The sequence below is a fragment of the Devosia sp. Leaf420 genome (assembly GCF_001425445.1).
Taxonomy (GTDB): Bacteria; Pseudomonadota; Alphaproteobacteria; order Rhizobiales; family Devosiaceae; genus Devosia.
Window position 1 is genome coordinate 180,571 of sequence record NZ_LMQU01000014.1, and the last position, 24,003, is coordinate 204,573.

Annotated in this window: 23 protein-coding genes and 1 pseudogene; 16 read left to right on the forward strand and 8 right to left on the reverse strand. The window is 60.8% G+C overall.

From position 1 onward, the window contains the following. Positions 1 to 83: 83 nt before the first annotated feature. From ASG47_RS18775 to ASG47_RS18790, 4 genes are all read left to right on the forward strand, one after another. Complete coding sequence (locus ASG47_RS18775) at positions 84 to 476, forward strand: VOC family protein (RefSeq protein WP_061911796.1); 393 nt, start codon at positions 84 to 86, stop codon at positions 474 to 476. Then, entirely contained in the window at positions 449 to 1,009 is a 561-nt protein-coding gene (locus ASG47_RS18780) for a hypothetical protein (protein WP_061911767.1), read from the forward strand. The genes ASG47_RS18775 and ASG47_RS18780 overlap by 28 nt, the downstream gene beginning before the upstream one ends. Then, positions 981 to 1,919, forward strand: a complete 939-nt coding sequence (locus ASG47_RS18785) for an aldo/keto reductase (protein ID WP_061911768.1) — start codon at positions 981 to 983, stop codon at positions 1,917 to 1,919. The genes ASG47_RS18780 and ASG47_RS18785 overlap by 29 nt, the downstream gene beginning before the upstream one ends. Positions 1,920 to 2,088: 169 nt before the next feature. After that, positions 2,089 to 3,360, forward strand: coding sequence for an ROK family transcriptional regulator (locus tag ASG47_RS18790; protein ID WP_061911769.1), 1,272 nt, complete (start codon positions 2,089 to 2,091; stop codon positions 3,358 to 3,360). Between the two features lie 10 nt (positions 3,361 to 3,370). Here ASG47_RS18790 and ASG47_RS18795 read toward each other — a convergent pair whose 3' ends face one another. Further along, the gene (locus tag ASG47_RS18795) at positions 3,371 to 3,688 is read right to left on the reverse strand and encodes an HU family DNA-binding protein (protein ID WP_061911770.1); all 318 of its coding nucleotides are present in this window, start codon (positions 3,686 to 3,688) and stop codon (positions 3,371 to 3,373) included. A gap of 191 nt (positions 3,689 to 3,879) precedes the next feature. Between ASG47_RS18795 and rirA the strand changes: the two genes are divergently transcribed. Both rirA and ASG47_RS18805 read left to right on the forward strand, forming a co-directional pair. Next, the gene (gene rirA / locus ASG47_RS18800; protein ID WP_082460750.1) at positions 3,880 to 4,371 is read left to right on the forward strand and encodes an iron-responsive transcriptional regulator RirA; all 492 of its coding nucleotides are present in this window, start codon (positions 3,880 to 3,882) and stop codon (positions 4,369 to 4,371) included. 281 nt (positions 4,372 to 4,652) lie between these two features. After that, positions 4,653 to 6,464, forward strand: coding sequence for an ABC-F family ATP-binding cassette domain-containing protein (locus tag ASG47_RS18805; protein WP_061911771.1), 1,812 nt, complete (start codon positions 4,653 to 4,655; stop codon positions 6,462 to 6,464). A 218-nt stretch (positions 6,465 to 6,682) separates the two neighbouring features. Here the strand turns inward: ASG47_RS18805 and ASG47_RS18810 are convergent, their stop codons facing one another. Further along, a complete protein-coding gene (locus tag ASG47_RS18810) occupies positions 6,683 to 7,672 on the reverse strand; it encodes an aldo/keto reductase (protein ID WP_061911772.1) in 990 nt (329 codons plus the stop codon). Positions 7,673 to 7,792: 120 nt separating this feature from the next. Between ASG47_RS18810 and ASG47_RS18815 the strand changes: the two genes are divergently transcribed. Further along, on the forward strand, positions 7,793 to 8,800 hold the full coding sequence (locus tag ASG47_RS18815) for a zinc-binding alcohol dehydrogenase family protein (protein WP_061911797.1): 1,008 nt from the start codon (positions 7,793 to 7,795) through the stop codon (positions 8,798 to 8,800). Positions 8,801 to 8,930: 130 nt separating this feature from the next. On the opposite strand, the gene ASG47_RS18820 is transcribed toward ASG47_RS18815, so the two are convergent. Continuing rightward, positions 8,931 to 9,623: a FadR/GntR family transcriptional regulator gene (locus ASG47_RS18820; protein WP_061911773.1), complete on the reverse strand. Its 693-nt coding sequence runs from the start codon at positions 9,621 to 9,623 to the stop codon at positions 8,931 to 8,933. 174 nt (positions 9,624 to 9,797) lie between these two features. On the opposite strand from ASG47_RS18820, the gene ASG47_RS18825 reads away from it, so the two are divergent. The 6 genes from ASG47_RS18825 (at position 9,798) to ASG47_RS18850 (ending at position 16,710) form a co-directional block, all read left to right on the forward strand. Continuing rightward, the gene (locus ASG47_RS18825) at positions 9,798 to 11,363 is read left to right on the forward strand and encodes a sugar ABC transporter ATP-binding protein (protein WP_244487136.1); all 1,566 of its coding nucleotides are present in this window, start codon (positions 9,798 to 9,800) and stop codon (positions 11,361 to 11,363) included. Continuing rightward, complete coding sequence (locus ASG47_RS18830; RefSeq protein ID WP_061911774.1) at positions 11,360 to 12,355, forward strand: ABC transporter permease; 996 nt, start codon at positions 11,360 to 11,362, stop codon at positions 12,353 to 12,355. Before ASG47_RS18825 ends, ASG47_RS18830 begins: the two co-directional genes overlap by 4 nt. A gap of 49 nt (positions 12,356 to 12,404) precedes the next feature. Then, a complete protein-coding gene (locus tag ASG47_RS18835; RefSeq protein WP_061911775.1) occupies positions 12,405 to 13,352 on the forward strand; it encodes an ABC transporter substrate-binding protein in 948 nt (315 codons plus the stop codon). Positions 13,353 to 13,408: 56 nt separating this feature from the next. Continuing rightward, positions 13,409 to 14,140, forward strand: coding sequence for an SDR family oxidoreductase (locus ASG47_RS18840; protein WP_061911776.1), 732 nt, complete (start codon positions 13,409 to 13,411; stop codon positions 14,138 to 14,140). 139 nt (positions 14,141 to 14,279) lie between these two features. Continuing rightward, positions 14,280 to 15,566 (forward strand): L-fuconate dehydratase, encoded by a 1,287-nt coding sequence (locus ASG47_RS18845; RefSeq protein ID WP_061911777.1) that lies wholly within the window; start codon positions 14,280 to 14,282, stop codon positions 15,564 to 15,566. Between the two features lie 97 nt (positions 15,567 to 15,663). Beyond that, positions 15,664 to 16,710 carry an HD domain-containing phosphohydrolase gene (locus tag ASG47_RS18850; RefSeq protein WP_061911778.1) on the forward strand — a complete coding sequence of 349 codons (1,047 nt, stop codon included), beginning with the start codon at positions 15,664 to 15,666 and terminating at the stop codon, positions 16,708 to 16,710. Here ASG47_RS18850 and ASG47_RS18855 read toward each other — a convergent pair. Genes ASG47_RS18855 through ASG47_RS18865 form a run of 3 tightly spaced genes read right to left on the reverse strand, consistent with a single transcriptional unit; the run spans position 16,707 to position 19,586 of the window. Further along, complete coding sequence (locus tag ASG47_RS18855) at positions 16,707 to 17,531, reverse strand: ABC transporter ATP-binding protein (RefSeq protein WP_061911779.1); 825 nt, start codon at positions 17,529 to 17,531, stop codon at positions 16,707 to 16,709. The genes ASG47_RS18850 and ASG47_RS18855 overlap by 4 nt on opposite strands. Then, positions 17,524 to 18,567, reverse strand: coding sequence for a FecCD family ABC transporter permease (locus ASG47_RS18860; RefSeq protein WP_061911780.1), 1,044 nt, complete (start codon positions 18,565 to 18,567; stop codon positions 17,524 to 17,526). The genes ASG47_RS18855 and ASG47_RS18860 overlap by 8 nt, the downstream gene beginning before the upstream one ends. Next, complete coding sequence (locus ASG47_RS18865) at positions 18,564 to 19,586, reverse strand: FecCD family ABC transporter permease (protein WP_244487137.1); 1,023 nt, start codon at positions 19,584 to 19,586, stop codon at positions 18,564 to 18,566. Before ASG47_RS18865 ends, ASG47_RS18860 begins: the two co-directional genes overlap by 4 nt. Before the next feature lie 98 nt (positions 19,587 to 19,684). On the opposite strand from ASG47_RS18865, the gene ASG47_RS18870 reads away from it, so the two are divergent. After that, entirely contained in the window at positions 19,685 to 20,599 is a 915-nt protein-coding gene (locus tag ASG47_RS18870; RefSeq protein ID WP_061911781.1) for an ABC transporter substrate-binding protein, read from the forward strand. Positions 20,600 to 20,679: 80 nt separating this feature from the next. On the opposite strand, the pseudogene ASG47_RS21160 reads toward ASG47_RS18870, so the two are convergent. After that, positions 20,680 to 20,994 (reverse strand): annotated as a pseudogene (locus ASG47_RS21160) (transglycosylase SLT domain-containing protein); the annotation flags it as partial. A gap of 568 nt (positions 20,995 to 21,562) precedes the next feature. Here ASG47_RS21160 and ASG47_RS18880 point away from each other — a divergent pair. Further along, positions 21,563 to 21,997: an FKBP-type peptidyl-prolyl cis-trans isomerase gene (locus ASG47_RS18880; protein WP_061911783.1), complete on the forward strand. Its 435-nt coding sequence runs from the start codon at positions 21,563 to 21,565 to the stop codon at positions 21,995 to 21,997. Between the two features lie 128 nt (positions 21,998 to 22,125). Continuing rightward, positions 22,126 to 23,580 (forward strand): aldehyde dehydrogenase, encoded by a 1,455-nt coding sequence (locus ASG47_RS18885; RefSeq protein ID WP_061911784.1) that lies wholly within the window; start codon positions 22,126 to 22,128, stop codon positions 23,578 to 23,580. A gap of 194 nt (positions 23,581 to 23,774) precedes the next feature. Here the strand turns inward: ASG47_RS18885 and ASG47_RS21000 are convergent. Beyond that, on the reverse strand, positions 23,775 to 24,003 hold a 229-nt coding region (locus ASG47_RS21000), incomplete at its 5' end, for a hypothetical protein (protein WP_210168439.1).

Genomic DNA, 24,003 nt, shown 5'->3' on the forward strand with positions numbered 1-24,003 from the left:
CACAGGATTGGACGGAAGATTCGAAATCCGTTCGGCCCATGATGGCGCTTGACCGTGCCCTTGCCAAGATGATCGATTGTCTTATGACCCAGAAAATCGCGACCCTGTCTCTGCTTGTGGCGGACTATGACGAAGCCATCGCCTTTTATTGCGAGAAGCTCGGCTTCACGCTTGTGGCTGATCAGGCTCTGGGGCCCGACAAGCGCTGGGTGCTCGTGGCGCCGGCTGGCGGAAGTGGAGCACAGCTTCTGCTCGCCAAAGCGGATGGAACTGAACAAAGCGCAGCCATCGGCAATCAGGCGGGCGGCCGCGTCGCGCTCTTTCTTGAAACCGACCATTTTGCGCGCGACTTTGCGGCCATGAGCGAGAAGGGCGTCACCTTTCTCGAAGCGCCCCGCCACGAAGCCTATGGCTCGGTCGCCGTCTTTGAGGATCTTTACGGAAACAAATGGGATCTCATCGAGCCGCGGCGCTGATCGCGCTTCTCGCCCTTTCGACGCCTGCCTTGGCCGAAACGCCGGGCTGGGGCTTTTCGCCTCTGCCGGGCGAAGGCGATCGCGCCGCTATGGGTTGCGACCGCGATGCGACGGCTGCGCAATATACTTGTCTCGTCGTGCGCTGTGAGGATGACTTTTCGACCGGGCTTTATATCCACACCAACCGCTTTGGTGGTGGTCCAGGCATGTGGACCATGACGCTCGATCGTGAAGACATGCGCTTTATGGCCGAAGCCTCCACGGGGCCCTATGGCGGCAAGATCACGGAAAACGCCGAAACCCTGCTCGATCGCCTGCGGAACGGCACCTTCGTTTATCTCCGGCATGGCGAGGATGAATACGCCCCTTTTGCCTTCATCAGCCTTGCCGGTTCGATGACCGCAATCAACGAAGCGCTCTATTGGTGCGCGCCTCGCGTGCCGCCCGTCGAACAAAATCCGGCCGCGAGCGTTGATTTCGACTTACCCGAAAAGGAGAAGCCCAATGAACCGTCGCCCACTCGGCCGCAGTGAACTTGTCATCGAACCGCTCGTCCTGGGCGGCAATGTCTTCGGCTGGACCGTCGACGAAACGCTCGGCTTTTCCATTCTCGATGCCTATGTCGATGAAGGCTTTACCGCCATCGATACCGCCGAAGGTTATCCCAACTGGGTGCCCGGCAATCCGCCCGGCATGAGCGAAACCATTATCGGCAAGTGGCTCAAGGCGCGCGGCAACCGCGAAAGCGTGCATATTTTCACCAAGGTCAATTCCGGTCGCGACCCCAAGGGGCTTTCGGCTGAGGCCATAAAGACCGCTGTCGAAGCTTCGCTCAAGCGCCTTCAGACCGATTATATTGATCTTTATTTCAGCCATTGGCCGGCCGATCAAAATACCCACGAAGAAACGCTGGCTGCCTATGATGTGCTGGTACGTTCGGGCAAGGTGCGGGTGATCGGCGCCTCCAATTTTTCGCCCGCGGCGATGAAGGAAGCGCAGGACACATCCATCGTGAAATCCCTGCCACGCTATGAGGTGACCCAGCCTCTCTATAATCTCTATGACCGGTCCGAGTTCGACGCCTTGCGTCCGTTCCTTCTTGAGAACGAGGTCGGGGCCATTACCTATTTCAGCCTCGCCGCAGGATTCCTGACCGGCAAATATCGCTCGAAGGCCGATTTCAGCAAAAGCCCGCGCGGTGGTGGCGCCGAAAAGTATCTCAACGAAAAGGGCTTCAAGATCCTTGAGGCGCTCGATGCCGTCAGCAAGGAACTTGATGCCGCGCCATCCGAAGTGGCACTCGCTTGGCTTATCGCGCAACCCGGCGTCAGCGCGCCGATCGCTTCGGCCACTTCGGTCGAGCAGGTCAAGAGCCTGTCGCGCGGTGTGCGCATTGAACTGAGCGAAGACGCCAACAAGCGCCTGACCGAGGCCGGCGCATAAATTTAGATAACAATCGATATAATACGAAAGGCGATTGCCGCTTGGCGTCGCCTTTCGGCTTTGACATTATGGATTTAAGCAAGGTCGGGGAATCGCCGGCCAGTATCTGCCCAGCCTGAAATCGGGGCGGATACCGCAATTTTCCTATGTCAAAAACGGATAGACCAGGGTGAATGACTCCGCGGCCCCCACGATCGATCTCTTTAATCTGGGATCGAGGGGCCTCCAACACCACGGCTTGAGACGCGCCAACGAGCGCGCCGTGCTCACTGTTGTTGGTTTTAATCCTGGTCTCTCCAATGCCGAAATTGCGCGGATGTCGGGCCTTGCGCCGCAGACCGTGTCCGCCATTCTCAACGATATCGAGGCGTTGGGCCTCATCGTGCGCGGCGAAGTGCTGCGCGGCCGGAGGGGCCAGCCCGCGACGCCCATTTTTCTACGCGCCGAAGGATCGTTCGGCATCGGTGTCGAACTAAGCTGGCGTCACGCCGATATCGTTGCGATCAATCTCCACGCCAAAGCCCTCGCACATCGACATCTTTGTTACGAAGAACCAGACTTCGCCGCTCTACCGCGCAAAATCGCTGATGCGATCGCGGAGATGGTGCGCGATTGGCCCGCGGCACAGCGCGAACGCTTGACCGATATCGGCATTGGCCTGCCTTCTACCATCGACGAGAATCGCGTTCCGGAAGACGATAATGTTCCTTCCGCCTTGCGCGTCGCCTTTGCGGCGGAACTCGAACAACTGACGGGTCTTCCAGTCATGCTGTTCAATGACGGCAATGCCGCCTGCTGGGCTGAACTCGTGGCGCGCCCGGCGCCGCGTCCAGAAACCTTCATCTACCTCCTCGTCTCGACCTTTCTCGGTGCCGGGTTGATCGGCGAGGGGCGTCTTTGGCAGGGTCCTTCGGGGTATTCGGCCGATCTCGGCGCCATGCTGGTGGCGCAGCCAGATGGCATTCCCATGCCCGCCAATGCCTTCGCCTCGGTCACGTCGCTGGTGGAGCGCGCGCAAGAGGCTGGTATTACCCTCAAGGCTGGCGACAATGCCGATTGGGATTGGGATGCGCTTGAGCCGGTGCTTAAAGCCTGGATGCGCCAAAGCGCCAAGGTGCTGGCCCTTGTGATCTACAATGCCAATGCGGTGGTCGAAGGGCGTTTGGCCGTGATCGATACGATCTTGCCGCCTCAAATCACTGAGCGACTGTCGCGGATGGTGCTTGAAGAATTCGCACTGCTGCCGCAGCGGCGCAGCGTCGAAATCGTTCCTGGAACGATTGGCCGGCTGGCGCCGGCACTTGGCGCGGCAGAGCTGCCGCTCTATCACCGCTACTTCTCGCGCAATCTTTTCGAAAAAAACCAGATTCGCAGCGATATGCCGCAAAAGAAAAGCAAGAAGCCCTATACCGGCGAAGAGCGTCGAAAAACCAAGCGCTGACGCTTTTTGGTTATTCAGCAGCCTTCAGCTTGCTCTTGCTCAATGTGTCGAGCCCGGTCCGCAGCTTGGCGCTTGGGGTAAAGATCACCGTGTGACGGGATGTGATCTTGTGCTCGGTGCCTGTGCGTGGATTGCGACCGACGCGCTCGGCGCGCGAACGGACTTCAAGCGTACCGAAGCCTGTGAGCTTGACCGTTTCGCCTGCTTTGAGCGCGTCCCCGATCAATTCGAACATCCGCTGCCCAATGGCAGTCACATCGGCTTTGGCTAGACCGGTCGTCTCGCACGCTGCGGTCGTAACAATGGCTCTGGTCACAGTGGCGGGCACGTCGAGGTCTCCTTAATTAACTTCATATTGCGAAGTTAAGATTCTGTCCAGACGCCTTTTAGGGCCTTTAAACCTGACGTGATCGTTCAGGATATGGTTGACTTATTTTAGAATGGTTTTAAATTGCGACTCCATGCCATGACGCTTCGAGGTCCTGGCCGGACCGCTGAAACGCGAAGGATCGACCACTCGTGAGACTGACCCGCCAATCCAACTATGCTATCCGCACTCTGGTCTATTGCGCGGTCAACGATCCTGATCTCAGCCGCGTTGCCGAGGTGGCGCGGGCCTATGGCATTTCCGAGTTGTTCCTGTTCAAGCTGATCAAGCCACTGGTCGAAAATGGTCTCTTGCAGACCGTGCGCGGCCGGCATGGTGGTATCAAGCTGGGCAAGCCTGCCGACCAGATCACGCTGCTCGAAACCATTCGCCTCACCGAAGAGAACTTCGCTCTTGCCGAATGTTTCGAGGAAGGGGCCGATTGCCCGCTGATCGGCGAATGCGATCTTAATGGCGCGCTGCGTGAAGCGCTTGGCGCATTCTTCGAGGTTTTGGCCGGCTATACGATCGCTGATCTCGCGGCCAAGAAGCGCTCGATCCGTGAACGCCTGGGCCTCTCGACCACCGAAGCCGTCAATGCCAATGCGCAGGGCGACATCGTCAACGAAATTGCAGCGGCGTAAAATCTGACTGCCAAACTCAAATATGAGTTTGACAATCAAGTTTAACCATGGTTGATAGAGACCGTGGTGCAGCGGCCCCGTGGGGCCTGTGGGCTGCAGCGCCTAAACGACGACGGGGCTTGCTGCTGCCGTCTTCCCCGGGCCGATCAGGATCCTCAACGTCCTGATCGGCCTCTTTCATTTCACTGTCAACAAAGCGGGTCCCGGTTCGGGATAAGGACTGGCACATTGATCTGTGCCCGTGCCTATGCTCTACCCGCGGCACATTTCCGGATTATCGTATGGCCGCGCCCCCGCTTCTTTCTCTACAGAACATCCAGCTCACCTTTGGCGGCACCCAGCTGCTCGAAGCCGCCGAACTCATCGTCTCGCCGGGCCAGCGCATTGCGCTTGTCGGCCGTAACGGGTCGGGCAAATCGACGCTCCTCAAAATCGCGGCGGGCATGGTGCAGCAGGACGGCGGCAAGCGCTTTGCCGAACCGAGCGCCACGATCCGCTATCTGCCGCAAGAACCCGACCTCTCGGAATTTGCAACGACGCTCGCCTATGTCGAAGCCGGCATGACTTCGGGCGACGATGAATATCGCGCGCAATATCTGCTCGAGGCCCTCGGCCTCAAGGGCACAGAAGATCCCAAGACCCTCTCGGGTGGCGAAGGGCGCCGCGCCGCTCTGGCGCGCGTGCTTGCGCCGCAGCCGGACGTGCTCCTCCTCGACGAGCCGACCAACCATCTTGATCTGCCCGTCATCGAATGGCTGCAGCAGGAACTCGATTCTATGCGCTCGGCCATGGTGATCATCAGCCACGACCGCCGCTTCCTCACAGATCTCTCGCGCTCGACCGTCTGGCTTGATCGGGGCCTCACCCGCCGCATCGAAAAGGGCTTTGGCGCCTTCGAAGGCTGGCGCGATGAAGTGCTGGAGCAGGAAGAAAAAGACCGGCACAAGCTCGACCGCCAGATCGTGCGCGAAGAACACTGGCTGCGCTATGGCGTGACTGCCCGCCGCAAGCGCAATGTCGGCCGCCTCGAGCGCCTTGCCGGCCTCCGCCAGGATCGCCGCGACCAGCGTCGCGTTACGGGCGCCGTGAATATGCAGGTCACCGAGGGACGCACGTCTGGTGCGCTCGTTGTCGAAGCCGAGAACATCTCGAAGACCTACGGTACGCGTACCATCGTCAACGATTTTTCGACCCGCGTCCTGCGCGGTGATCGCGTCGGCCTCGTCGGCCCGAACGGCGCGGGCAAGACGACGCTGATCAAAATGCTCAACGGCCTTCTCGAGCCCGATAGCGGCACGATCAAGCTCGGCTCGGCAATCGAACTGGCCATGCTCGATCAGGGCCGCGCGCGCCTCGATCCCGAAACGCGCCTCAAGGACGCGCTGACCGGCGGGGGTAGCGATACGTTGAAAATCAACGGCGAGAACAAGCACGTCGTCGGCTATATGAAGGATTTCCTGTTCACCCCCGAACAGGCCAATACGCCCATCGGCAAACTTTCCGGCGGCGAACGCGCCCGCGTCGCCCTGGCGCGCGCTTTGGCGCTTCCCTCCAACGTGCTGGTGCTGGACGAACCGACCAATGACCTCGATCTCGAAACCCTCGATCTCCTCGAGGAAATGGTCTCGGACTATGCCGGCACCGTCATCGTTGTCAGCCACGATCGTGATTTTCTGGACCGCGTTGCCACCTCGATCATCATGGCTGAAGGGAATGGCAACTGGCTGGAATATGCCGGTGGCTACTCCGACATGGTCGCCCAGCGCGGGGCAGGGGTTTCGGCTCGCGTCGTCGAAAAGGCGGCAGCAGCCAAGAGCAAGTCCGGCAACTCCGCCGTCGCTTCATCGTCAAAGCGCAAACTGAGTTTCAAGGAAAAACACGCCCTCGAAACCCTGCCCAAGGACATCGCCAAGCTCGATGATCTGATGGTCGTCATCAACCGCAAGCTTGCCCAGCCGAACTATTACACGCGCGACCCGCAGGGCTTTGCCAAGGACTCTGCCGCGCTGAGCGAAGCGGCGACCAAGAAGGCCAAGGCGGAAGAGCAGTGGCTAGAATTGGAAATGCTGCGGGAAGAGATAGAGGGCTCCTGAGCCAACCCGTAGGGCAAATCGCTCCGGTGGAGCGATTTGAGGCGAAGGAGGCCATGAGAGCTATGCTCGAATGGCGGGCCGCTTCACCCCCTCCCATCCTCCCCCATCAAGGGGGAGGTGCCGCATCGAGTAGGGGGCAACGCCTAGCCAAGAGCACCGGCCTGACACCTCCCCCTTGATGTGGGAGGCCGGGAGGCGGTAGTAGCTGGCACTGAGGCTTAGGCGCGTGCCGGCCCCTGACCAGCGCCCGTCGTCTCAATGGCCTTCGCGATCACCTCAAGATCCTCCGCGTCCAGCTCCAGGCTCGCCGCATCGATCCAGCCATCGACCTGTGCCGGCGACCGCGCCCCGACGATCGTCGCTGTCAGCCCCGGCCAGGCATGACACCAGGCCAGCGCTACGCTCGACACACTCGTCCCATGCTTTTCTGCGATCGGCTTCAGCGCCTCGGCGAGTTTGAGATTCGCTGTCAGCTTCTCGCCCTGAAATTCCGGGCTATCCTTGCGCCAGTCATTGGCCGGCATGGCCGCGACCCGTTCAGCCGTCATGGTGCCGGTGAGGAGGCCTGCTTGCATCGGCGAATAGCAGATAACGCCTGTGCCGTGCGCCGCGCACCACGGCAGGATTTTTGCCGCCGTATCGCGGCGGATCATCGAAAAGGGCGGCTGCAATGTTTCGACATGGCCTATCGCTTCGGCCCGCACCAACTGCGCCTCGTCATGGTTGGACAGCCCGACATGGCGCACCTTGCCTTCCTTCTTCAGCTCCAGAAGCGTTGCCCAATAGTCTTCAAGCGGCACGTCGTCAGATGGCCAATGCATCTGATAAAGATCGATCACCTCGACCTTGAGCCGCTTGAGCGAATTGTCCAGCTCCTGGCGCAGGTGATTGCGCTCGCCGATGCGGCGCGGATTTTGCCCGTTCTCGTCGCGCACGATGCCGCCCTTGGTAAAAACCAGCGGGCGTTGATCGGTGGGAAGATCGGCCAGCGCGTCGCCGATGACAGCTTCCGAATGCCCATTGCCATATACGGCGGCGGTGTCGATCCAGTTGATGCCACTGTCGATGGCATGCCGAATGGCCGCCATGGAGGCAGCATCGTCCTGCGGCCCCCACATATTGCCGCCCATGGCCCAGGCGCCGATGCCAAGTTTGGTAATCTGCATTCCCGTCTGGCCAAAGGCTCTTGTCGGCAGATGCGTTTTCATCGCGTGTCCTCTCAAACTATCGGGCTTCGTGCCCTGTGTAGCCCGCGCGGGTCGCTATTGTCACCCGACATGTATGGCAGATATAAGCACTAACATGTTACGGTGATGAAAGGCCGGAAGATGCAAGCGCTGACTATCCTGCGTCCCAATGAGGCCACTCTCACCGACAAGCCAAATCCGCAGCCGGGGGCCGGGGAAGTCGCCATCGACATCGCTTTTGTCGGCTATTGCGGCTCGGACCTCACCTCCTATCGGGGCCTCAATCCGCTCGTCAGCTATCCTCGCGTACCAGGCCACGAAATCTCCGGCACCATTGCCGAATTGGGCGCTGGGGTCGAGGCCATGACCATCGGCACGCCCGTAACCGTGCTCCCTTATTTCAATTGCGGCACATGCCGGGCCTGTCGCACCGGCCGACCTAATGCTTGTCCCAACAATCAGACCATGGGCGTGCAGCGCGAAGGCGCCATGACCTCACGTATCGTCGTCCCCGCCGAAAAGGTGATTCCCGTCACCGGCATTTCCCAACGCGATCTGGCGCTCGTCGAGCCCTGCGCCGTCGGCTTCCACGCGGTGCGCCGGGCCGAGCTCACTTCGGGCGAAACCGTCGTCGTCCTCGGCTGCGGCATGATCGGCCTCGGCGTCATCCTTGGCGCGCTGCGCCAGGGCGCGAAGGTGATCGCCGTCGATTTGAGCGACGCGAAATTGGACGTCGCCAAGAAGCTCGGCGCCCACGAAGTCATCAATGCCTCGGGTGACGTCAAAGCGCGCGTCGCGGAACTGACGGGGGAGGGACCCGATGTTGTCGTCGAAGCCGTCGGTGCCGAAGCCACCTTCCTCCAGGCCATCGATCTCGTCGCGACGGCCGGCCGCGTCGTCTATATCGGCTACGCCAAGGCGCCTATCGCCTATGACACGAAGTATTTCATCACCAAGGAACTCGACATCCGCGGCTCCCGCAATGCGCTGCGTTCCGATTTCGATGATGTCATCGATGAGCTGCGGAAGCGCCCCGAAGCGGGGGACCTCATTGTTACGCGCACCGCGACGCTGGCAGAAGCGCCGGAAGCGCTGGCGACCTGGCATGAGCGGCCGGGCGATTTTACGAAGATCTTGGTACGGTTCTAACGCTGCGCTTCTCATCTGCTCGAATGTCACCCCGGCTTTAGGCCGGGGCCCATCCTAGGATCTCAAGATGGATCCCGGCCTACGCCGGGATGACAGACGGCGGGTTGGATGGAAGCCTAGGACGAATAATTCAATCCCAGGCCTTCAACATCGCCGCCGTCACGAAATCCAGATGCGCGGCCATGGCATCTTTTGCCGCCTCAGCATCGCCCGCCACAATGGCCCCGACGATCTTGCCGTGATCGTCCATGATGTGCTCGCGCACTTCCGTCATGGCGGCGAGGTGCTCGTGAAAGCGGGTGTCGACTTCTTCGGAGCGCGAGCTCCACAAAATATCGAGCATTTCGCGCAGCATCGAATTGCCCGAGGCCTCGGCGATCGTCATGTGCAGCATGCGATCGCTCTCGGAGGACCAGCCGCCCTTGGCAGCTTCCGCCTGCATGGAGCGCATTGTTTCCCCCAGGCGCAACGTGCCTTCTGGCGAAATCGTCTGGCTTGCCAAAGCTGCTGCTTCCGGCTCCAGCAGCCGGCGCACCTGCATGATCTCGATAGGCGAATGCCCTTCATCGGGAAGGGGCACGCCGCCACGTGATTGATCGCGCACGAAGGCTCCGACACCAACACGCACCTCGACGAACCCAGCGACTTCGAGTGCGATCAGCGCCTCGCGTACGGTTGGTCGCGATACGCCGAGGCTGACCGCCAGATCCCGCTCCGACGGCAATTGTTGACCGCCATCGACCGCGCCGGCCAGGATCTGGTCGCGGATCTGGTCGGCGATCTGGATATAGAGTTTCCGGTTCGAAACGGCCTGAAGTTTCATAGTCCCCCCGGCGTCCGCTTTGCGCGGCTCATCCGCTGAAATCATTACCGCTGCCGCCAACATATGTCCACTGGTCTGACCACTTGACAGCCTGATCAATTTCGCCTTGATTGTCGCCATTGCCGGGCGGTTCGGGAGGAAACGCAACCGCTCAAGGCAATGGGAGGACGTCACATGGCTGCGCCAATCGCGCCGGCATCCGCTTCGGGTGCTGCGGTGCCGCTGGTCGAAATGACCGACATCGACAAGTCGTTTCCCGGCGTCCGTGCGCTGGCCAAGGCGCGTTTCGAACTGCTGCCTGGCGAAGTTCACGCCCTGATGGGAGAAAACGGCGCTGGCAAATCGACGCTTATGAAAATCCTGTCCGGCGTCTACACCCGTGACGCCGGCATTGTGCTGCTCAACGGCCAGCCCGTCGACATTACGTCGCCGCGCCAGGCGCAGGATCTGGGCGTCGGCATCATCCATCAGGAACTGGCGCTGATGCGCGACCTGACGGCGGCGCAAAACATCTTCATCGGCCGCGAACCGCGCCGCTTTGGCATTCTGGACGAGCGCCAGCTCAATCGTGACGCGGCCGCCATCTTTGCCTCAATGAATCTCAAACTCGAGCCAACCGTGCGCGTCGAAACGCTCACCATTGCCAAGCAGCAGATGGTCGAGATCGCCAAGGCGCTGTCCTATCGCTCGCGCGTCCTCATCATGGATGAGCCGACTGCGGCGCTCAACGACGCCGAGATCGCCGAACTGTTTGCCATCATCAATCGGCTCAAGGCCGAGGGTGTGGGCATTGTTTACATCTCGCACAAGATGGATGAGATTAAACGTATCTCCGATCGCGTCACAATCATGCGCGATGGCGAATATGTCGGCACGGTCCCGGGCGCCGATACACCGATCGAAACCATCATTTCGATGATGGTCGGCCGCACGCTGAGCAGCGATACCCTCGTCATTCCCAATACGGCCGACGCTCCCATCGCGCTCGAGGTGAAAAACCTCAATCGCGGCCGCGAAATCCGCGATGTCAGCTTTTCCGTCCGCAAGGGCGAAATACTCGGCTTTGCCGGGCTCATGGGAGCAGGGCGCACCGAAGTCGCCCGCGCCATTTTCGGAGCCGATCGACGCGAAGGCGGCGATATATGGGTCCATGGCAAACGCGTCGGCATCTCTTCGCCAAAGGACGCAGTGGAAGCCGGCATCGGCTATCTCTCCGAAGACCGCAAGCATTTCGGCCTCGCGACCGGGCTCGACGTGCGGAACAATATCGCGCTCGCCAGCCTCCAGCGCTTCACCGGCCCCGCCGGCGTGCTCGATGAAGCCGGCATGCAGAAAGAAGCGGTGGGCTATATCCGCCAGCTCGCTATCAAAACCCCGAGCGACACCCAGGAAGCTCGGCTGCTCTCTGGCGGCAACCAGCAAAAGGTCGTTATCGCCAAGTGGCTGCTGCGCGACTGCGATATCCTGATCTTCGACGAACCGACACGCGGCATCGATGTCGGCGCCAAGTCTGAAATCTACAAGCTCCTCAACGCGCTCGCAGCCGAGGGCAAGGCGATCATCGTGATCTCTTCCGAGCTCCCCGAAGTGCTGCGCCTTTCGCATCGCATCGCGGTGATGTGCGAAGGTCGCCTCACCGGCATTCTGCCGGGTGGTGCAAGCCAGGAAGAAATCATGCGACTGGCCACATTGCGCCAAAGCAGCGTCATTGAGAGCGCACCACAAAGGAAGATGGCATGACCGACACCGCAGCTCCCGCCGTCAAGACCGGCCCGCGCATTTCCGGTGCGTTTCATCGGCTCCTGGCTTTTTCCGGTCTCATCGCGCTGGTCGTCGCCTTTTCGCTCGCATCGCCCAACTTCATGCAGACCCAGAATATCCTCGCCATCCTGCAGGCGACCTCGGTCAATGGCGTGCTGGCCATTGCGGCAACGCTGGTCATCATCACGGGCGGCATCGATCTTTCCGTTGGCACGCTGATGACCTTCTGCGCCGTCATTGCCGGCGTCATTCTCACCTATTGGGGATTGCCTCTTCCCGTCGGCATTGTCGGTGCCATCCTGGCGGGCACAGCCTGCGGCCTCGTTTCCGGGACGATCATCGCCAAGATGAAAGTGCCGCCCTTTATCGCGACGCTTGGCATGATGCTGATCCTCAAAGGCCTGTCGCTGGTCATTTCGGGCACAAAACCCATTTATTTCAACGACACGCCGGGCTTTAACCAGATCGCCCTGGGTTCTGCCGTTGGCAGCGTGTTCCCCGCCGTGCCGCTGCCCAATGGCGTGTTGGTGCTCTTCGCCGTCGCCCTTGTCGCTGCCTTCGTACTCTCGAAGACCGCCCTTGGCCGCTACACCTTTGCCCTCGGTTCGAACGAAGAGGCCGTGCGTCTGTCGGGCGTCAATATCGATCGCTGGAAGATTGCCGTCTATGCCGTTACCGGCGCCATCTGCGGCGTCGCTGGCCTCCTGATCGCCAGCCGCCTCAACTCGGCGCAGCCTGCGCTCGGCCAAGGCTATGAGCTAGACGCCATCGCAGCCGTCGTCATCGGCGGCACCTCGCTTTCGGGCGGTCGCGGCACCGTGGTCGGCACCTTGATCGGGGCGCTCATCATCTCCGTGCTGGCCAATGGCCTGCGCATCCTATCCGTACCCCAGGAATGGCAGACGGTCGTCACCGGCACCATCATCATCCTGGCGGTCTACGCCGATATTCTCCGCCGCCGCGCTCTCTGAGACGGTGTCGGGAATGATAAAAGCTTCAAAAGCATGTGGGAGGAAAACCATGCTCAATCGCCGCACTCTTCTGGGGGCTTTCAGTGCCCTGGCCATGTTGGCCGCTGCTCACGGCCCCGCCGTGGCGCAGGAGAACTACGATATCGCGCTGATCTCGAAGGGCTTCCAGCATCAGTTCTGGCAGGCCGTGAAGGCCGGCGCCGATAAGGCCGCTGCCGAATTCGGCGTCACCGTGACCTTCGAAGGTCCGGAAACCGAAACCCAGGTCGATCGTCAGATGGACATGCTGGCCGCCGCCCTGTCGCGCAAGCCCAGTGCCATCGGCTTCGCCGCGCTCGACAGCCAGGCCGCCAGCCCGCTGCTGCAGCAGGCCAAAGATGACGGCATTCCCGTCATCGCATTCGACTCCGGCGTCGATAGCGACATCCCGCTTACCACCGTCACCACCGACAACGTCGCCGCAGCCGCACTCGCTGCCGACAAGATGGCCGAACTCATCGGCGGCGAAGGCAAGGTTGCCGTTGTCGCCCATGACCAGACCAGCCGCACCGGCATCGACCGCGTCGATGGCTTCGTCAATCGCATCAAGGAAGCCTATCCCAAGATCGAAGTGGTCTCGGTTCAGTACGGTGGCGGCGACCAGCTGCAGTCGACCGAAATCACCAAATCGATCCTCCTCGCCAACCCAGACCTCAAGGGCATTTTCGGTGCCAATGAAGGTTCGGCGATCGGTGTCGTCAACGGCAAGACCGAGCTCAACAGCAATATCGTCGTCATCGGCTTCGACTCCGGCGCTGCCCAGAAGGGCTTTATCGAATCTGGCGCGATGGCCGGCGCCATCACCCAGAACCCGGTGGGCATCGGCTACGAAACCGTCAAGGCCGCCATCGGCGCGCTCAAGGGCGAAACCCTGCCCAAGATCATCGACTCGGGCTTCAACTGGTACGACAAGACCAACATGGCAGATCCGGCAATCGCTGCCGTGCTCTACGACTGATCTCTTTTCCCGGGCGGTGCTTTTGTGCCGCCCGGCTTCTCTAGCGGGAATAAAATATGGCCGACCTCACTGGAAAGATCGTTCTCATCACTGCCGCCGCGCAGGGCATCGGCGAAGCTTCAGCTCGCGCTTTCGCCAAGGCCGGCGCCAAGGTGATCGCGACCGATATCAATGCCGAAAAGCTGAAAAGTCTCGACGGCATCGAGAACATCACGACGCGCGTGCTTGACGTTCTTTCCACTGAGGCCGTCGCCAAGGCCGTCAGCGAAATCGGCCATATCGACGTGCTCTTCAATTGCGCCGGGGTCGTCCATTCCGGCGCCCTGCTCGAGATGAGCGACGACGATCTCGATTTCGCACTTGATCTCAATGTCCGCGCGCAAATCCGCACCATCAAGGCGATCCTGCCGCAGATGCTCGAACGCAAGGACGGCGCCATCATCAATATGGCGACTGTCGCCTCCTCGATAAAAGGCGTGCCCAACCGCGCGGCCTATACGATTTCCAAGGCCGCCGTCGTCGGCCTCACCAAATCCATCGCGGCCGATTACACCACAAGCAATATCCGCGTGAACGCCATCTGCCCCGGCACTGTGGATTCCCCAAGCCTTCACGAGCGCTGGACCGCGACCGGCGATTTCGAGGTCGCCAAGAAAGCCTTCATCGCCCGCCAACCCATCGGCCGCATCGCCCGCCCGGAAGAGGTGGCGGATTTGGCGGTCTATCTCGCTGGCGCGACCTATACGACGGGGCAGGTCCACATCATCGATGGTGGCTGGACGGCCTGACCCCTCATCCGGCGCTGCGCGCCACCTTCTCCCACAAGGGGAGAAGGGAGAACCGAGACCTAGATAGCCACGATGCCCCCCTCTCCCCTTGTGGGAGAGGGTGCCCGAAGGGCGGGTGAGGGGTATCCCGGAGCAACAAATGAAAATCACCACCCTCACCACCCACGACCTGCGCTTCCCCACCTCGGCCTCGCTCGATGGGTCCGACGCGATGAATCCCGATCCAGACTATTCGGCCGCCTACGTCGTCCTCGGCACCGATGGCGATCTCGAAGGCCATGGCCTCACCTTCACCATCGGCCGCGGCAATGAAGTCGTGTGCGCCGCCATCGCTGCGCTCACCGATCGCGTCAGCAATCTTGATCTCGACTGGATCGAAGAAAATCCCGGCCGCTTCTGGCGCCACATGACCGGTGACAGCCAGCTCCGCTGGATCGGCCCCGACAAGGGCGCGATGCATCTGGCGACCGGCGCTGTCGTCAACGCGGTCTGGGATCTCCTCGCCAAGCGCGTCGGCAAACCTGTCTGGCTCTACGTCGCCGAAATGAGCCCCGAACAGCTCGTTTCCATCATCGACTTCCGCTATCTCACCGATGCCATCACGCCCGAAGAAGCCCTCGCCATCTTCAAAGCTGCCGAGCCCGGCAAGGCCGAACGCATCGCCACGCTGCGCGCCGAGGGCTATGCCTGCTACACGACCTCGGCCGGTTGGCTCGGCTACTCCAACGAAAAACTGACCCGCCTTGCGACCGAAGCCGTCGCCGAAGGCTTTACCCATATCAAGATGAAGGTCGGCCGCGATCGCGCCGACGATATCCGCCGCCTCGAAATCGTCCGCTCCATCATGGGGCCCGATCGCTATCTGATGATCGATGCCAATCAGGTGTGGGAAGTCGATCAAGCCATCGAGTGGGTCAACGCTCTTAAAAAGTTTGAACCCTACTTCATCGAAGAGCCGACGAGCCCCGACGACATCGAAGGGCACCGAAAAATCCGCGAAGCGATCGCCCCGGTCAAAGTTGCGACCGGCGAAATGTGCCAGAACCGCATCCTCTTCAAGCAGTTCATCACCCGCGATGCCATCGACGTGGTGCAGATCGACGCCTGCCGTATCGGCGGCCTCAACGAAGTTCTGTCCGTTCTGCTGATGGCTGCAAAATACAAAAAGGCCGTCTGGCCGCATGCCGGTGGTGTGGGTCTTTGCGAATATGTGCAGCATCTCTCGATGATCGACTATCTGGTCGTCTCCGGCACCAAGGATGGCCGCGTGATCGAATATGTCGATCACCTCCACGAGCATTTCCTCGATCCCTGCGTGATCCAGAATGCCGCCTATATGCCGCCGGAGCGTCCGGGCTTCTCGATCGAGATGAAACCGGCTTCGATAACTGAGAACAAATTTATTCCTGCTGGAAAGTCCCAGTAAACCATGCCCCCGTTCGGCTCGTTTCTGCCGCAAATATTAAGCTCTGAATAAGGGGAGCTTTATAGGATCGGTCCGTTATTGCCGGGGGGCGTCTACCGTGCACGTGCTGATCGTTGACGATAGCCGATCGAGCCTTGCCTTATTAGGTTCGATCGTTCGGGAAGTGGCAGGGGACAATATCGACCTCTGCCTCAATCCGCTTGAGGCGCTGGATCGGTGCGACCTCTACCAATACGATATTGTCCTTGTCGATCACATCATGCCGGAAATGGACGGCATCGCTTTCACCCAGGCCCTGCGCGCCTGCACGCGTTATCGCACCGTGCCTATCATCATGGTGACATCCGATATCGATAAGGCCATTCGCATCGAAGCAATCGGCGCTGGCGCGAATGACTTTTTGACCAAGCCCTTTGACGCGACCGAGTTGAAAGCCCGCGTCGGCAATCTCCTTGCGCTCCGCATGGCGCAGGTCGAGCTGGCCGATCAGGCAAAACACCTAGCCCGCGAAGTCGAAAAGGCGACGGCTCATCTCCTGGCCCGCGAGGAAGAAATCATCTGGCGTCTCGCTCGCGCCATCGAATATCGCGATGGCGATACCGGTGAGCACGTCTCGCGTGTCGCGACCATCTGCCAGATCATCGGCGAAGGCCTTGGCCTCAATGCCGACCAATGCCGGATGATCTATCTCGCGGCGCCTTTGCACGATGTCGGCAAGATCGCCATTGCCGATGCCATCCTCTCAAAGCCCGGCAAACTGAGCCCCGAAGAACTCGCGCGCATGCGCGAACACGTCACGATTGGCGCGAATATTCTGGGCAATGGCGACTCTGAACTGATCCAGACTGCCGAACTCATCGCGCTCCGCCATCATGAAAAGTGGGATGGCAGCGGTTATCCCGATGGGCTGGCAGGCGAAGCTATTCCGCTCGAAGCCCGCATCGTTGCCTTGGCGGACGTTTTCGACGCGCTTTGCTCCGAGCGTCCCTATAAGCGGGCCTGGTCCCTCGACGAAGCCTATGCCGAAATCGTCCGCTGCTCAGGCACGCATTTCGACCCTTGCTGCGTCGTCGCGTTTCAGAACCGTTGGTGCGAAATTCGCGAGCTCATGACGCAGCCAGAGCCAATGGCCATTAGCGCCTAGGCGACTTCCCGCACTCTTTTCACTTTGGCGCGTCCGCGCGGAATGCAGATCGGCCGCCCGTGCACCGGGTCGGTCATGATTGCTGCGTCCACCTCGAAGACCTCGGCCAGAAGTTCCGGCATCATCAGCTCTTCCGGCTTGCCGAGTGCCCGCACCCGTCCTTCATGCACGAACACCAATTGGTCGGCATAGCGCGCGGCAAGGTTGAGATCGTGGAGGACGAGCACGATGGTCCGCCCATCCTCGCGATTGAGTTTGGCGACGAGGTCGAGGCAATCGAGCTGATGGGCCATGTCGAGATGGTTGACCGGCTCGTCGAGGCAGATGATGTCGGTTTCTTGTGCAAGCACCATGGCGATCCAGGCGCGCTGCAATTGCCCACCGGATAGCGACCCAATCCGACGATGCCGAAGATTGTCGACGCCCGTGCCTTCCATGGCGCGATGGACGGCCGCGCCATCCTTCTCGCTCCAGGGCTGCAACATGGCCTGATGCGGATAGCGGCCGAGACGCACGAGCTCTTCGACGCTCATATCCGGCGGCGCCGAAGGGCTTTGCGCCAGAAGCCCGATTTGCCGGGCGAGATCCTTGGCCCCGAGCGAACCGATATCGACGCCATCGAGGAGGATCTGCCCACGTTGGCCTAGATGCAGCCGGCGAATGGCGCGCAGCAATGTCGATTTCCCGCAGCCATTCGGACCGGCCAAAACCGTTACCTTGCCCGCCGGAATGGGTAGGCTCAGCGCGTCGAGCACGGTGTCGTGCCCATACATCAGCGTCAGGTCGCGCACTTCAATGCGGCTTGGGGCGAGCTCAGCCATTGGTCTTGTCCTTGCGCATCAAGAGAAAGAGGAAGTAGGGCGCGCCGACAATCGCGGTGACGGTACCAGCTGGGACTTCTGTCGGCGCAAAGGCGACGCGCACCAAGAGATCGGCGCCAACCAGCATCATCGCCCCCAGCATCATCGACGTGACGATGCCCGCAAAGCGCGCCCGCCCGACCAGCAACCGCGCCAGATGCGGCGCTATCAGCCCGATAAAGCCGACCCCGCCGACAAAGGCGACGGCAATCGCGGTGAGCAGGGCTGCGACCGCAAACACCGCCACGCGATAGACCGGCAGATTGAGCCCGATACTGCGCGAAGACACATCGTCGAGATCGGCCGGCGGCAGTTCTCGCGCCAAGAGACCGGCAATGGCAACGACGGGCAGCAGCGCCCAGGCCATGATTTGGATTTCGCCCCAGCCGATGGCGTTGACCGATCCTGCCAGCCAACGCGCCGCCTGCGCCGCCTGATAGATCGGCCCGATTAGCATGAAGATCGTCGTCAGTGCTTTTGCAACGGCTGCAACGGCAATGCCGAAGAGAATGAGGCGAATGGCCGAAGACGCCTGCCGTCCGGATAGAATGAAAACGAGCGTGATTGCGGCCAGCGCGCCGATTGCCGCCGCGAGCGGCTGCCAGGCAACAGGTACCGTCAGTGCGTTTGATTCATTCGAATAAAGGGCCAGAAACAGCACGACACCGAGCGCTGCGCCATCGACCACGCCCAAGACGCCGGGCGATGCCAATTCATTGCGGGTAATGCGCTGGAGGAGGTAACCCGAAAAGGCAATTGCCGCCCCGGCAATAGCGGCCGCCATGACACGCGGCATGCGCAATTGCAGCACGACGAGCCGTTCGGACTTTTCGCCGCCGCCGAAGATCACATGCGCGACCTTATCGAACGAAATCCATGTCGAGCCAAATCCAATGCCGGCCAAGCAGAGCAGCACGAAAAGCGCGAAAACGATGAGCACGATTGCGCCAATCCCGAGGCCGCTTTGCGCGCTGGCTCTATCCATCACAAGGCTCATGCCGCCCTCCGCGCCAAAAGCACGAGCAGCACCACGGCGCCGACTACGGCCGTAATCGCGCCGACCGGCGCTTCCACCGGATAAATCACAAAGCGCGCCGCGACATCGGCGAGCGTCGTATAGACCGCCCCGAACAATGCCGCCGCGGGAAGCTGGTGGATATGCCGAAGCCCCACAAGCCGCCGCGCCGCATGCGGCACGACGAGGCCGACAAAGGCCACCGGTCCTGCCATCGAAACGGCCGCACCCGTCAGTAGTGCCACGGCCAGAAACGCCACTCCCCGCACGGCCGCCAGCGGTACGCCCAAACCCGCGGCCGTCGAGTCATCCGCCTGCAGAGCATCGAGCGCCCGGGACAGGCCAATCCCCAGAACGGCGCCAACCAGCACCACAGGCAGTCCATTATAAAAGAGACTGATCGGCCGATCGACAAAGGCGCCTGAAAGCCAGAATAGCAATTGCTGGAGCTGCGCCTCATTGCTTGTCAGGATCACTTCCACCAGCGCATGCGAAAGGCTCGCGAAGGTCACGCCCACCAGCACGATCTTGAGCGGCGACAAGCCGCCCGCGCTTGCCGCGACGCCAAAGACGACAATACTGGTGATAAAGGCTCCGAAGGCCGCAGCCAGCGACAGTCCAGCGAGCGACTGCACCCCGAAGACCACGCTGCCCACGACGACCGCCAGCGATGCACCGCCATTGAGGCCCAGTGTATCGGGCGACGCGATGCGATTGCGCGAGAGTGTCTGCACGATGACCCCCGCCATCCCCAGCGCCGCCCCGGTCAATGGTGCGATCAACGCGCGCGGCAGCCGCAATCCGGCGATGACGACGGCGGTCTCGGACCCATCATGGGCAAAGAGCGCGCCAAAAACCTGGTCGAGCGAGTAAATCTTGTAGCCCAATGTCAGGCTCATCAGCATGGAGAGGGCCATAAGCCCGATCAGCCCCGCATAGACGGTCGCTTTCGAGGCCCCCAGTCGGGACCGCCTGTTCGGAAGCGCCATTGTGGAAGCCAAGCCTGCCTCGTAATGCTGATATTGACAGTCATATTGAATTCTGACTGTTTGCACCCATCCAATTTCTGATGCTTGATGTCAAGAATAGAAGGGCAGCCATGAAGTCTCTCTCCGCCATTCTCGCGCCACTTGCCCTGGTGGCTCTTTTCGGTGGCCCGATCGCCGCGCGCGAAATCATCCACTCGATGGGCGTCACCGATGTGCCGGATAATCCGCAGCGCATCGTGGTCCTGACCAATGAAGGCACCGAAGCCCTGCTCGCCGTCGGCATCAAGCCGGTTGGCGCCGTCAAATCCTGGCTCGGCGATCCGTGGTATGATCACATCGCGGCCGATATGACCGATGTCGTGGTTCTCGGCGAAGAGTCCGCCGTCAATCTCGAAGTGCTGGTCTCGCTCGAGCCCGATCTGATCCTCGGCACCAAGCTGCGCCACGAGGCCATCTACGATCAGCTCTCGGCCATTGCCCCGACCGTGATTTCCGAACGTCTCCGCGGCGATTGGAAGGTCAACATGGCGCTCTACACCGACGCTGCCGGCAAGGGCGAAGAAGGCAAGGCCGCGCTTGCCAAATTCGACGCGCGGGTCGCTGCGCTGCACGATGAACTGGGCGCGTCACTCGACGAAAAGATTTCCATTGCCCGCTTCATGTCCGGCCAGACCCGCATCATGTTCAAGGACAGCTTTTCGGGCCTGATCCTTTCCGAACTCGGCTTCCAGCGTCCCGCAAGCCAGGACAAGGATGAGTTCGCCGAAGAGATCACTAAGGAGCGCATTCCCGAATTCGAAGGCGATCGCTTGATCACCTTCACCTATGAAACCGGCAATGGCGAAGGCGCGACCCAGGCGACAGATTGGACAGCCGACCCGCTCTGGCAGAACCTTGCCGTCGTCAAGGCCGGCAAGGTGCACGCCGTTTCGGACGCCGTCTGGAACACGGCCGGCGGCATTATTGCGGCCAATCTGCTGCTAGACGATATCGAAAAGATCTACGGCGTCACCAGCACCCGCTAAGCCGAGTTACAAAAAGAAACGGCCCCCGAAAGGGGGCCGAAATCTGACTCTAAACAACACGGCTGCGAAAACCTCTACCGCAGGCCCGCCTCTTCCAAGAGGCCCTGACGCTTGGCGTCATAGTAATAGCCGCTGGCATAAAGCTGCATGGCGCGCGATTCATTGCCGCCAGCCGTCACATAGGCACCGGCCAGATACCGCACTGCAAAGCGCAGATTGGTCTCGGCATCGAGAAGGCCGGCGGCCTCGCCACCAAAGCCCATGCCGCGCGCCGTCGCGTGGCTGATCTGCATCAGGCCATAATAGGGGCCATTGCGGGCGCCGGCATTAAAGCCGCTTTCCTTGGCGATGACGCGACGGACGAGGGATTCCGGCACCTTATAGGCACTCGCATAATGAGCGATCATGCCGTCCATCGGACCACGCTCGCTTTCGGCAAAGCCAAGCAGCATGTTCGGCGCGGCGCGCGGAACGGCTGCAGCCTTGGGCATGTAGCCAGCCGGCGTATCGCCGGGCGAAGCGGGCGCCAGGGACGCGATGGCGGCAGTGGCCGATTTGTTGCCAGGCAGTGGCTTTATACCGGCCATGGAGCAGGCCGAGACAAGCACGGCTAGCGTAATCGTTCCTGCCAGGGGCAAGACGCGTGCCGTCATTGATCTGTCCTTTATTGTCTCTGTCATGCGGCTCCTAAGGCGTAATCGCGGCGTCTTGATGGCGAATAGATGATTCAGCGTCAAGCGAAGGTAAACGTGATCGAAGTCTCTCCTATCTGACCGATCACGGTTTACATCTGAGGTTTAGCACCTACATTACCCGCCATCGCCGTCGTGCGCATCCGGTGCGTTCTTCGTCTTGAAGACGCGCTGCCAAAGCTTCGCAAGCTGCCATTCGGCTATTCTCGCGAAGGCGTGCGGCAGACTCAAACGGGCCAAGAAAGCCCCAATCCCCCGAAAGGTTTGAGCCATGACCAAGGCCAAGACCGGCGACATCGTATCAATCAATTATTCCGGCCGTCTCACCGACGGCACCCCGTTCGACTCCTCCGAGGGCCGTGCGCCGCTCGAGTTCAAGCTGGGGCAGGGACAGGTCATCAAGGGCCTCGAAGCCCATGTCGCTGGCATGGAAGTCGGTGAGAAGAGCACAGTCACTATTCCGTGCGACGAGGCCTATGGCCAGCGTCGTGAAGAAGCGGTGCAGCAACTCGACCGCAGCAAGATTCCGTCCGGCATGGAATTGGCGGTCGGTAGCCAGCTTCAGGCGCGCACCTCCGATGGTGGCCTCTTGCCCATCGTCGTCGTTGGCCTCGACGAGCAGAGCGTCACGGTTGACGCTAATCATCCCCTTGCCGGCCAGGACCTCGTCTTCGACGTCGAGGTCGTCGACGTCAAAGCGGCCTGATCGCAAGCATTCGGCCCTGTCTCCCCGCCCGGAGGCAGGGCCGCTTTATAGAGAGCGTCAATAAAGCCCCTTGACCGAACGCCTCGCGCTTTCTCTCTTGGCGCCATATTCGGCTTCGGGAGACCAAGATGACCGCGATCGGCCTACTCATCGACAACCAGAGCGCTGATGCCAGCAATGGCGCGCGCTTTGACCGCCGCAATCCGATGACCGGCGAGGTCGTCACCAGTGCCGCCGCCGCCACGGTCGAAGACGCCATCCGCGCCGCCGATGCGGCAAAAGCGGCCTTCCCCGAATGGAGCCGCAGCGCCCCCGCCTTCCGCCGCAAGATTCTCCTTGCCGCTGCCGATCGCCTCTCTGCCCGCGCCCCCGATTTCATCGCCGCCATGGCCGAAGAAACCGGCGCGACTGCTGGCTGGGCCGGTTTCAATGTCATGCTCGCTTCCGAAATTCTGCGCGAAGCCGCTGGCCTGACGACGCAAATCACTGGCGAAATCATCCCGTCCAATCGCCCGGGCTCGACGGCCTATGGCATTCGCCAGGCTGCGGGCGTCGTTCTTTCCATGGCGCCGTGGAATGCACCGGTCATTCTCGGCATCCGCGCGCTGGCGACGCCGCTTGCCTGCGGCAATACCGTGGTTTTCAAGTCGAGCGAGATTTCGCCGCGCACCCATTGCCTCCTTGCCGAGGTCCTGATCGAGGCCGGTCTCCCCAAGGGCGTTCTCAACGTCATCTCGCATGCGGCCGATGACGCTCCCTCTATAGTAGAGGCGCTCATCGCCCATCCTGCCATCCGCCGCATCAACTTCACCGGCTCGACCAATGTCGGCCGCAAAATCGCGGAGCTGGCCGCGCGCAATCTCAAACCCGCGCTGCTCGAACTCGGTGGCAAGGCGCCCATGATCGTGCTCGACGATGCCGATCTCGACGACGCCGTCGCTGCTGCCGCGTTCGGCGCCTATATGAATCAGGGCCAGATCTGCATGTCGACCGAACGCATTGTTGTCGATGCCAAGGTCGCCGGTGATTTCGTCGCCAAGCTCGGCGCCAAGGCAAAAAGCCTCAAGGCCGGAGATCCGCGCGACAACAATACCCCGCTCGGCTGCCTCGTTGATCCGCAAGCCGCCACGCGCAATGGCGCGCTGATCGCCGACGCTGTGTCTAAAGGCGCGACCCTTGTTGCGGGTGGCGGGATAGAAGGCGCCATCATGGAAGCGACCGTCCTTGATGGCGTCACGAGCGACATGCGCATCTATCACGAGGAATCCTTCGGCCCCGTCGTCGCCGTCACACGGGTAGCGGACATTGAAGAGGCGGTGCAGGTCGCCAACGATACCGAATACGGTTTGGCGTCATCCGTCTTTGGTCGGGATGTGACCCGCGCCATGGCGATCGCGTCCCAAATCGAATCCGGCATCTGCCACATCAATGGCCCGACCGTGCATGACGAGGCGCAAATGCCATTTGGTGGCGTAAAGGCCTCTGGCTATGGTCGCTTCGGTGGCAAGGCTGGGATCGCCGAGTTCACCGATTTGCGCTGGATAACGGTGCAAAGCGCTGAACACATCCATTATCCGTTCTGAACATCACTGGAACCAAATAGGGCGCTGAAACATTCACCGCTCGGTGAACAGAAGTGCTAAATCGGCGCTTAGCCCTTGTTTTCTAGGGCTTTCATCCGACATTTCCACAGCACACCCCCTCCCAAGGCGACAGAAATGTCATCGAGTTTGGAAAAGGGGGTTTACAGCCCCGAACGACCTCCCTATAACCCGGCTCACCGCTGCAGAGCGAGCCGCCAAACGGCGAAACGAACTGTAGCAAGCCACTGAAAAGAAAGAGCAATCTGACTTAGCGGTGGTTTCGAAATTCTCCTCGGTGAGTTCAAACGAACCGAAAAGAAAATCGAAAAAAGCGATTGACAGTGAAAAAGAACTTCACTAGAAACCGCGACGCTGACGACGCGAACGACTTTGAGTTGTTCCCACTGATTAGCGCAATCTGAC

What these genes read in the sequence shown, in the direction of transcription:
- ASG47_RS18810 (WP_061911772.1), bottom strand. Translation starts at nt 7,672, where the DNA reads ATGAAAACGCATCTGCCGACAAGAGCCTTTGGCCAGACGGGAATGCAG.
- ASG47_RS18870 (WP_061911781.1), top strand. Translation starts at nt 19,685, where the DNA reads ATGAAGTCTCTCTCCGCCATTCTCGCGCCACTTGCCCTGGTGGCTCTT.
- ASG47_RS18780 (WP_061911767.1), top strand. Translation starts at nt 449, where the DNA reads ATGGGATCTCATCGAGCCGCGGCGCTGATCGCGCTTCTCGCCCTTTCG.
- ASG47_RS18785 (WP_061911768.1), top strand. Translation starts at nt 981, where the DNA reads ATGAACCGTCGCCCACTCGGCCGCAGTGAACTTGTCATCGAACCGCTC.
- ASG47_RS18805 (WP_061911771.1), top strand. Translation starts at nt 4,653, where the DNA reads ATGGCCGCGCCCCCGCTTCTTTCTCTACAGAACATCCAGCTCACCTTT.
- ASG47_RS18775 (WP_061911796.1), top strand. Translation starts at nt 84, where the DNA reads ATGACCCAGAAAATCGCGACCCTGTCTCTGCTTGTGGCGGACTATGAC.
- ASG47_RS18885 (WP_061911784.1), top strand. Translation starts at nt 22,126, where the DNA reads ATGACCGCGATCGGCCTACTCATCGACAACCAGAGCGCTGATGCCAGC.
- ASG47_RS18830 (WP_061911774.1), top strand. Translation starts at nt 11,360, where the DNA reads ATGACCGACACCGCAGCTCCCGCCGTCAAGACCGGCCCGCGCATTTCC.
- ASG47_RS18880 (WP_061911783.1), top strand. Translation starts at nt 21,563, where the DNA reads ATGACCAAGGCCAAGACCGGCGACATCGTATCAATCAATTATTCCGGC.
- ASG47_RS18820 (WP_061911773.1), bottom strand. Translation starts at nt 9,623, where the DNA reads ATGAAACTTCAGGCCGTTTCGAACCGGAAACTCTATATCCAGATCGCC.
- ASG47_RS18840 (WP_061911776.1), top strand. Translation starts at nt 13,409, where the DNA reads ATGGCCGACCTCACTGGAAAGATCGTTCTCATCACTGCCGCCGCGCAG.
- ASG47_RS18845 (WP_061911777.1), top strand. Translation starts at nt 14,280, where the DNA reads ATGAAAATCACCACCCTCACCACCCACGACCTGCGCTTCCCCACCTCG.
- ASG47_RS18855 (WP_061911779.1), bottom strand. Translation starts at nt 17,531, where the DNA reads ATGGCTGAGCTCGCCCCAAGCCGCATTGAAGTGCGCGACCTGACGCTG.
- ASG47_RS18835 (WP_061911775.1), top strand. Translation starts at nt 12,405, where the DNA reads ATGCTCAATCGCCGCACTCTTCTGGGGGCTTTCAGTGCCCTGGCCATG.
- ASG47_RS18860 (WP_061911780.1), bottom strand. Translation starts at nt 18,567, where the DNA reads ATGAGCCTTGTGATGGATAGAGCCAGCGCGCAAAGCGGCCTCGGGATT.
- ASG47_RS18825 (WP_244487136.1), top strand. Translation starts at nt 9,798, where the DNA reads ATGGCTGCGCCAATCGCGCCGGCATCCGCTTCGGGTGCTGCGGTGCCG.
- ASG47_RS18815 (WP_061911797.1), top strand. Translation starts at nt 7,793, where the DNA reads ATGCAAGCGCTGACTATCCTGCGTCCCAATGAGGCCACTCTCACCGAC.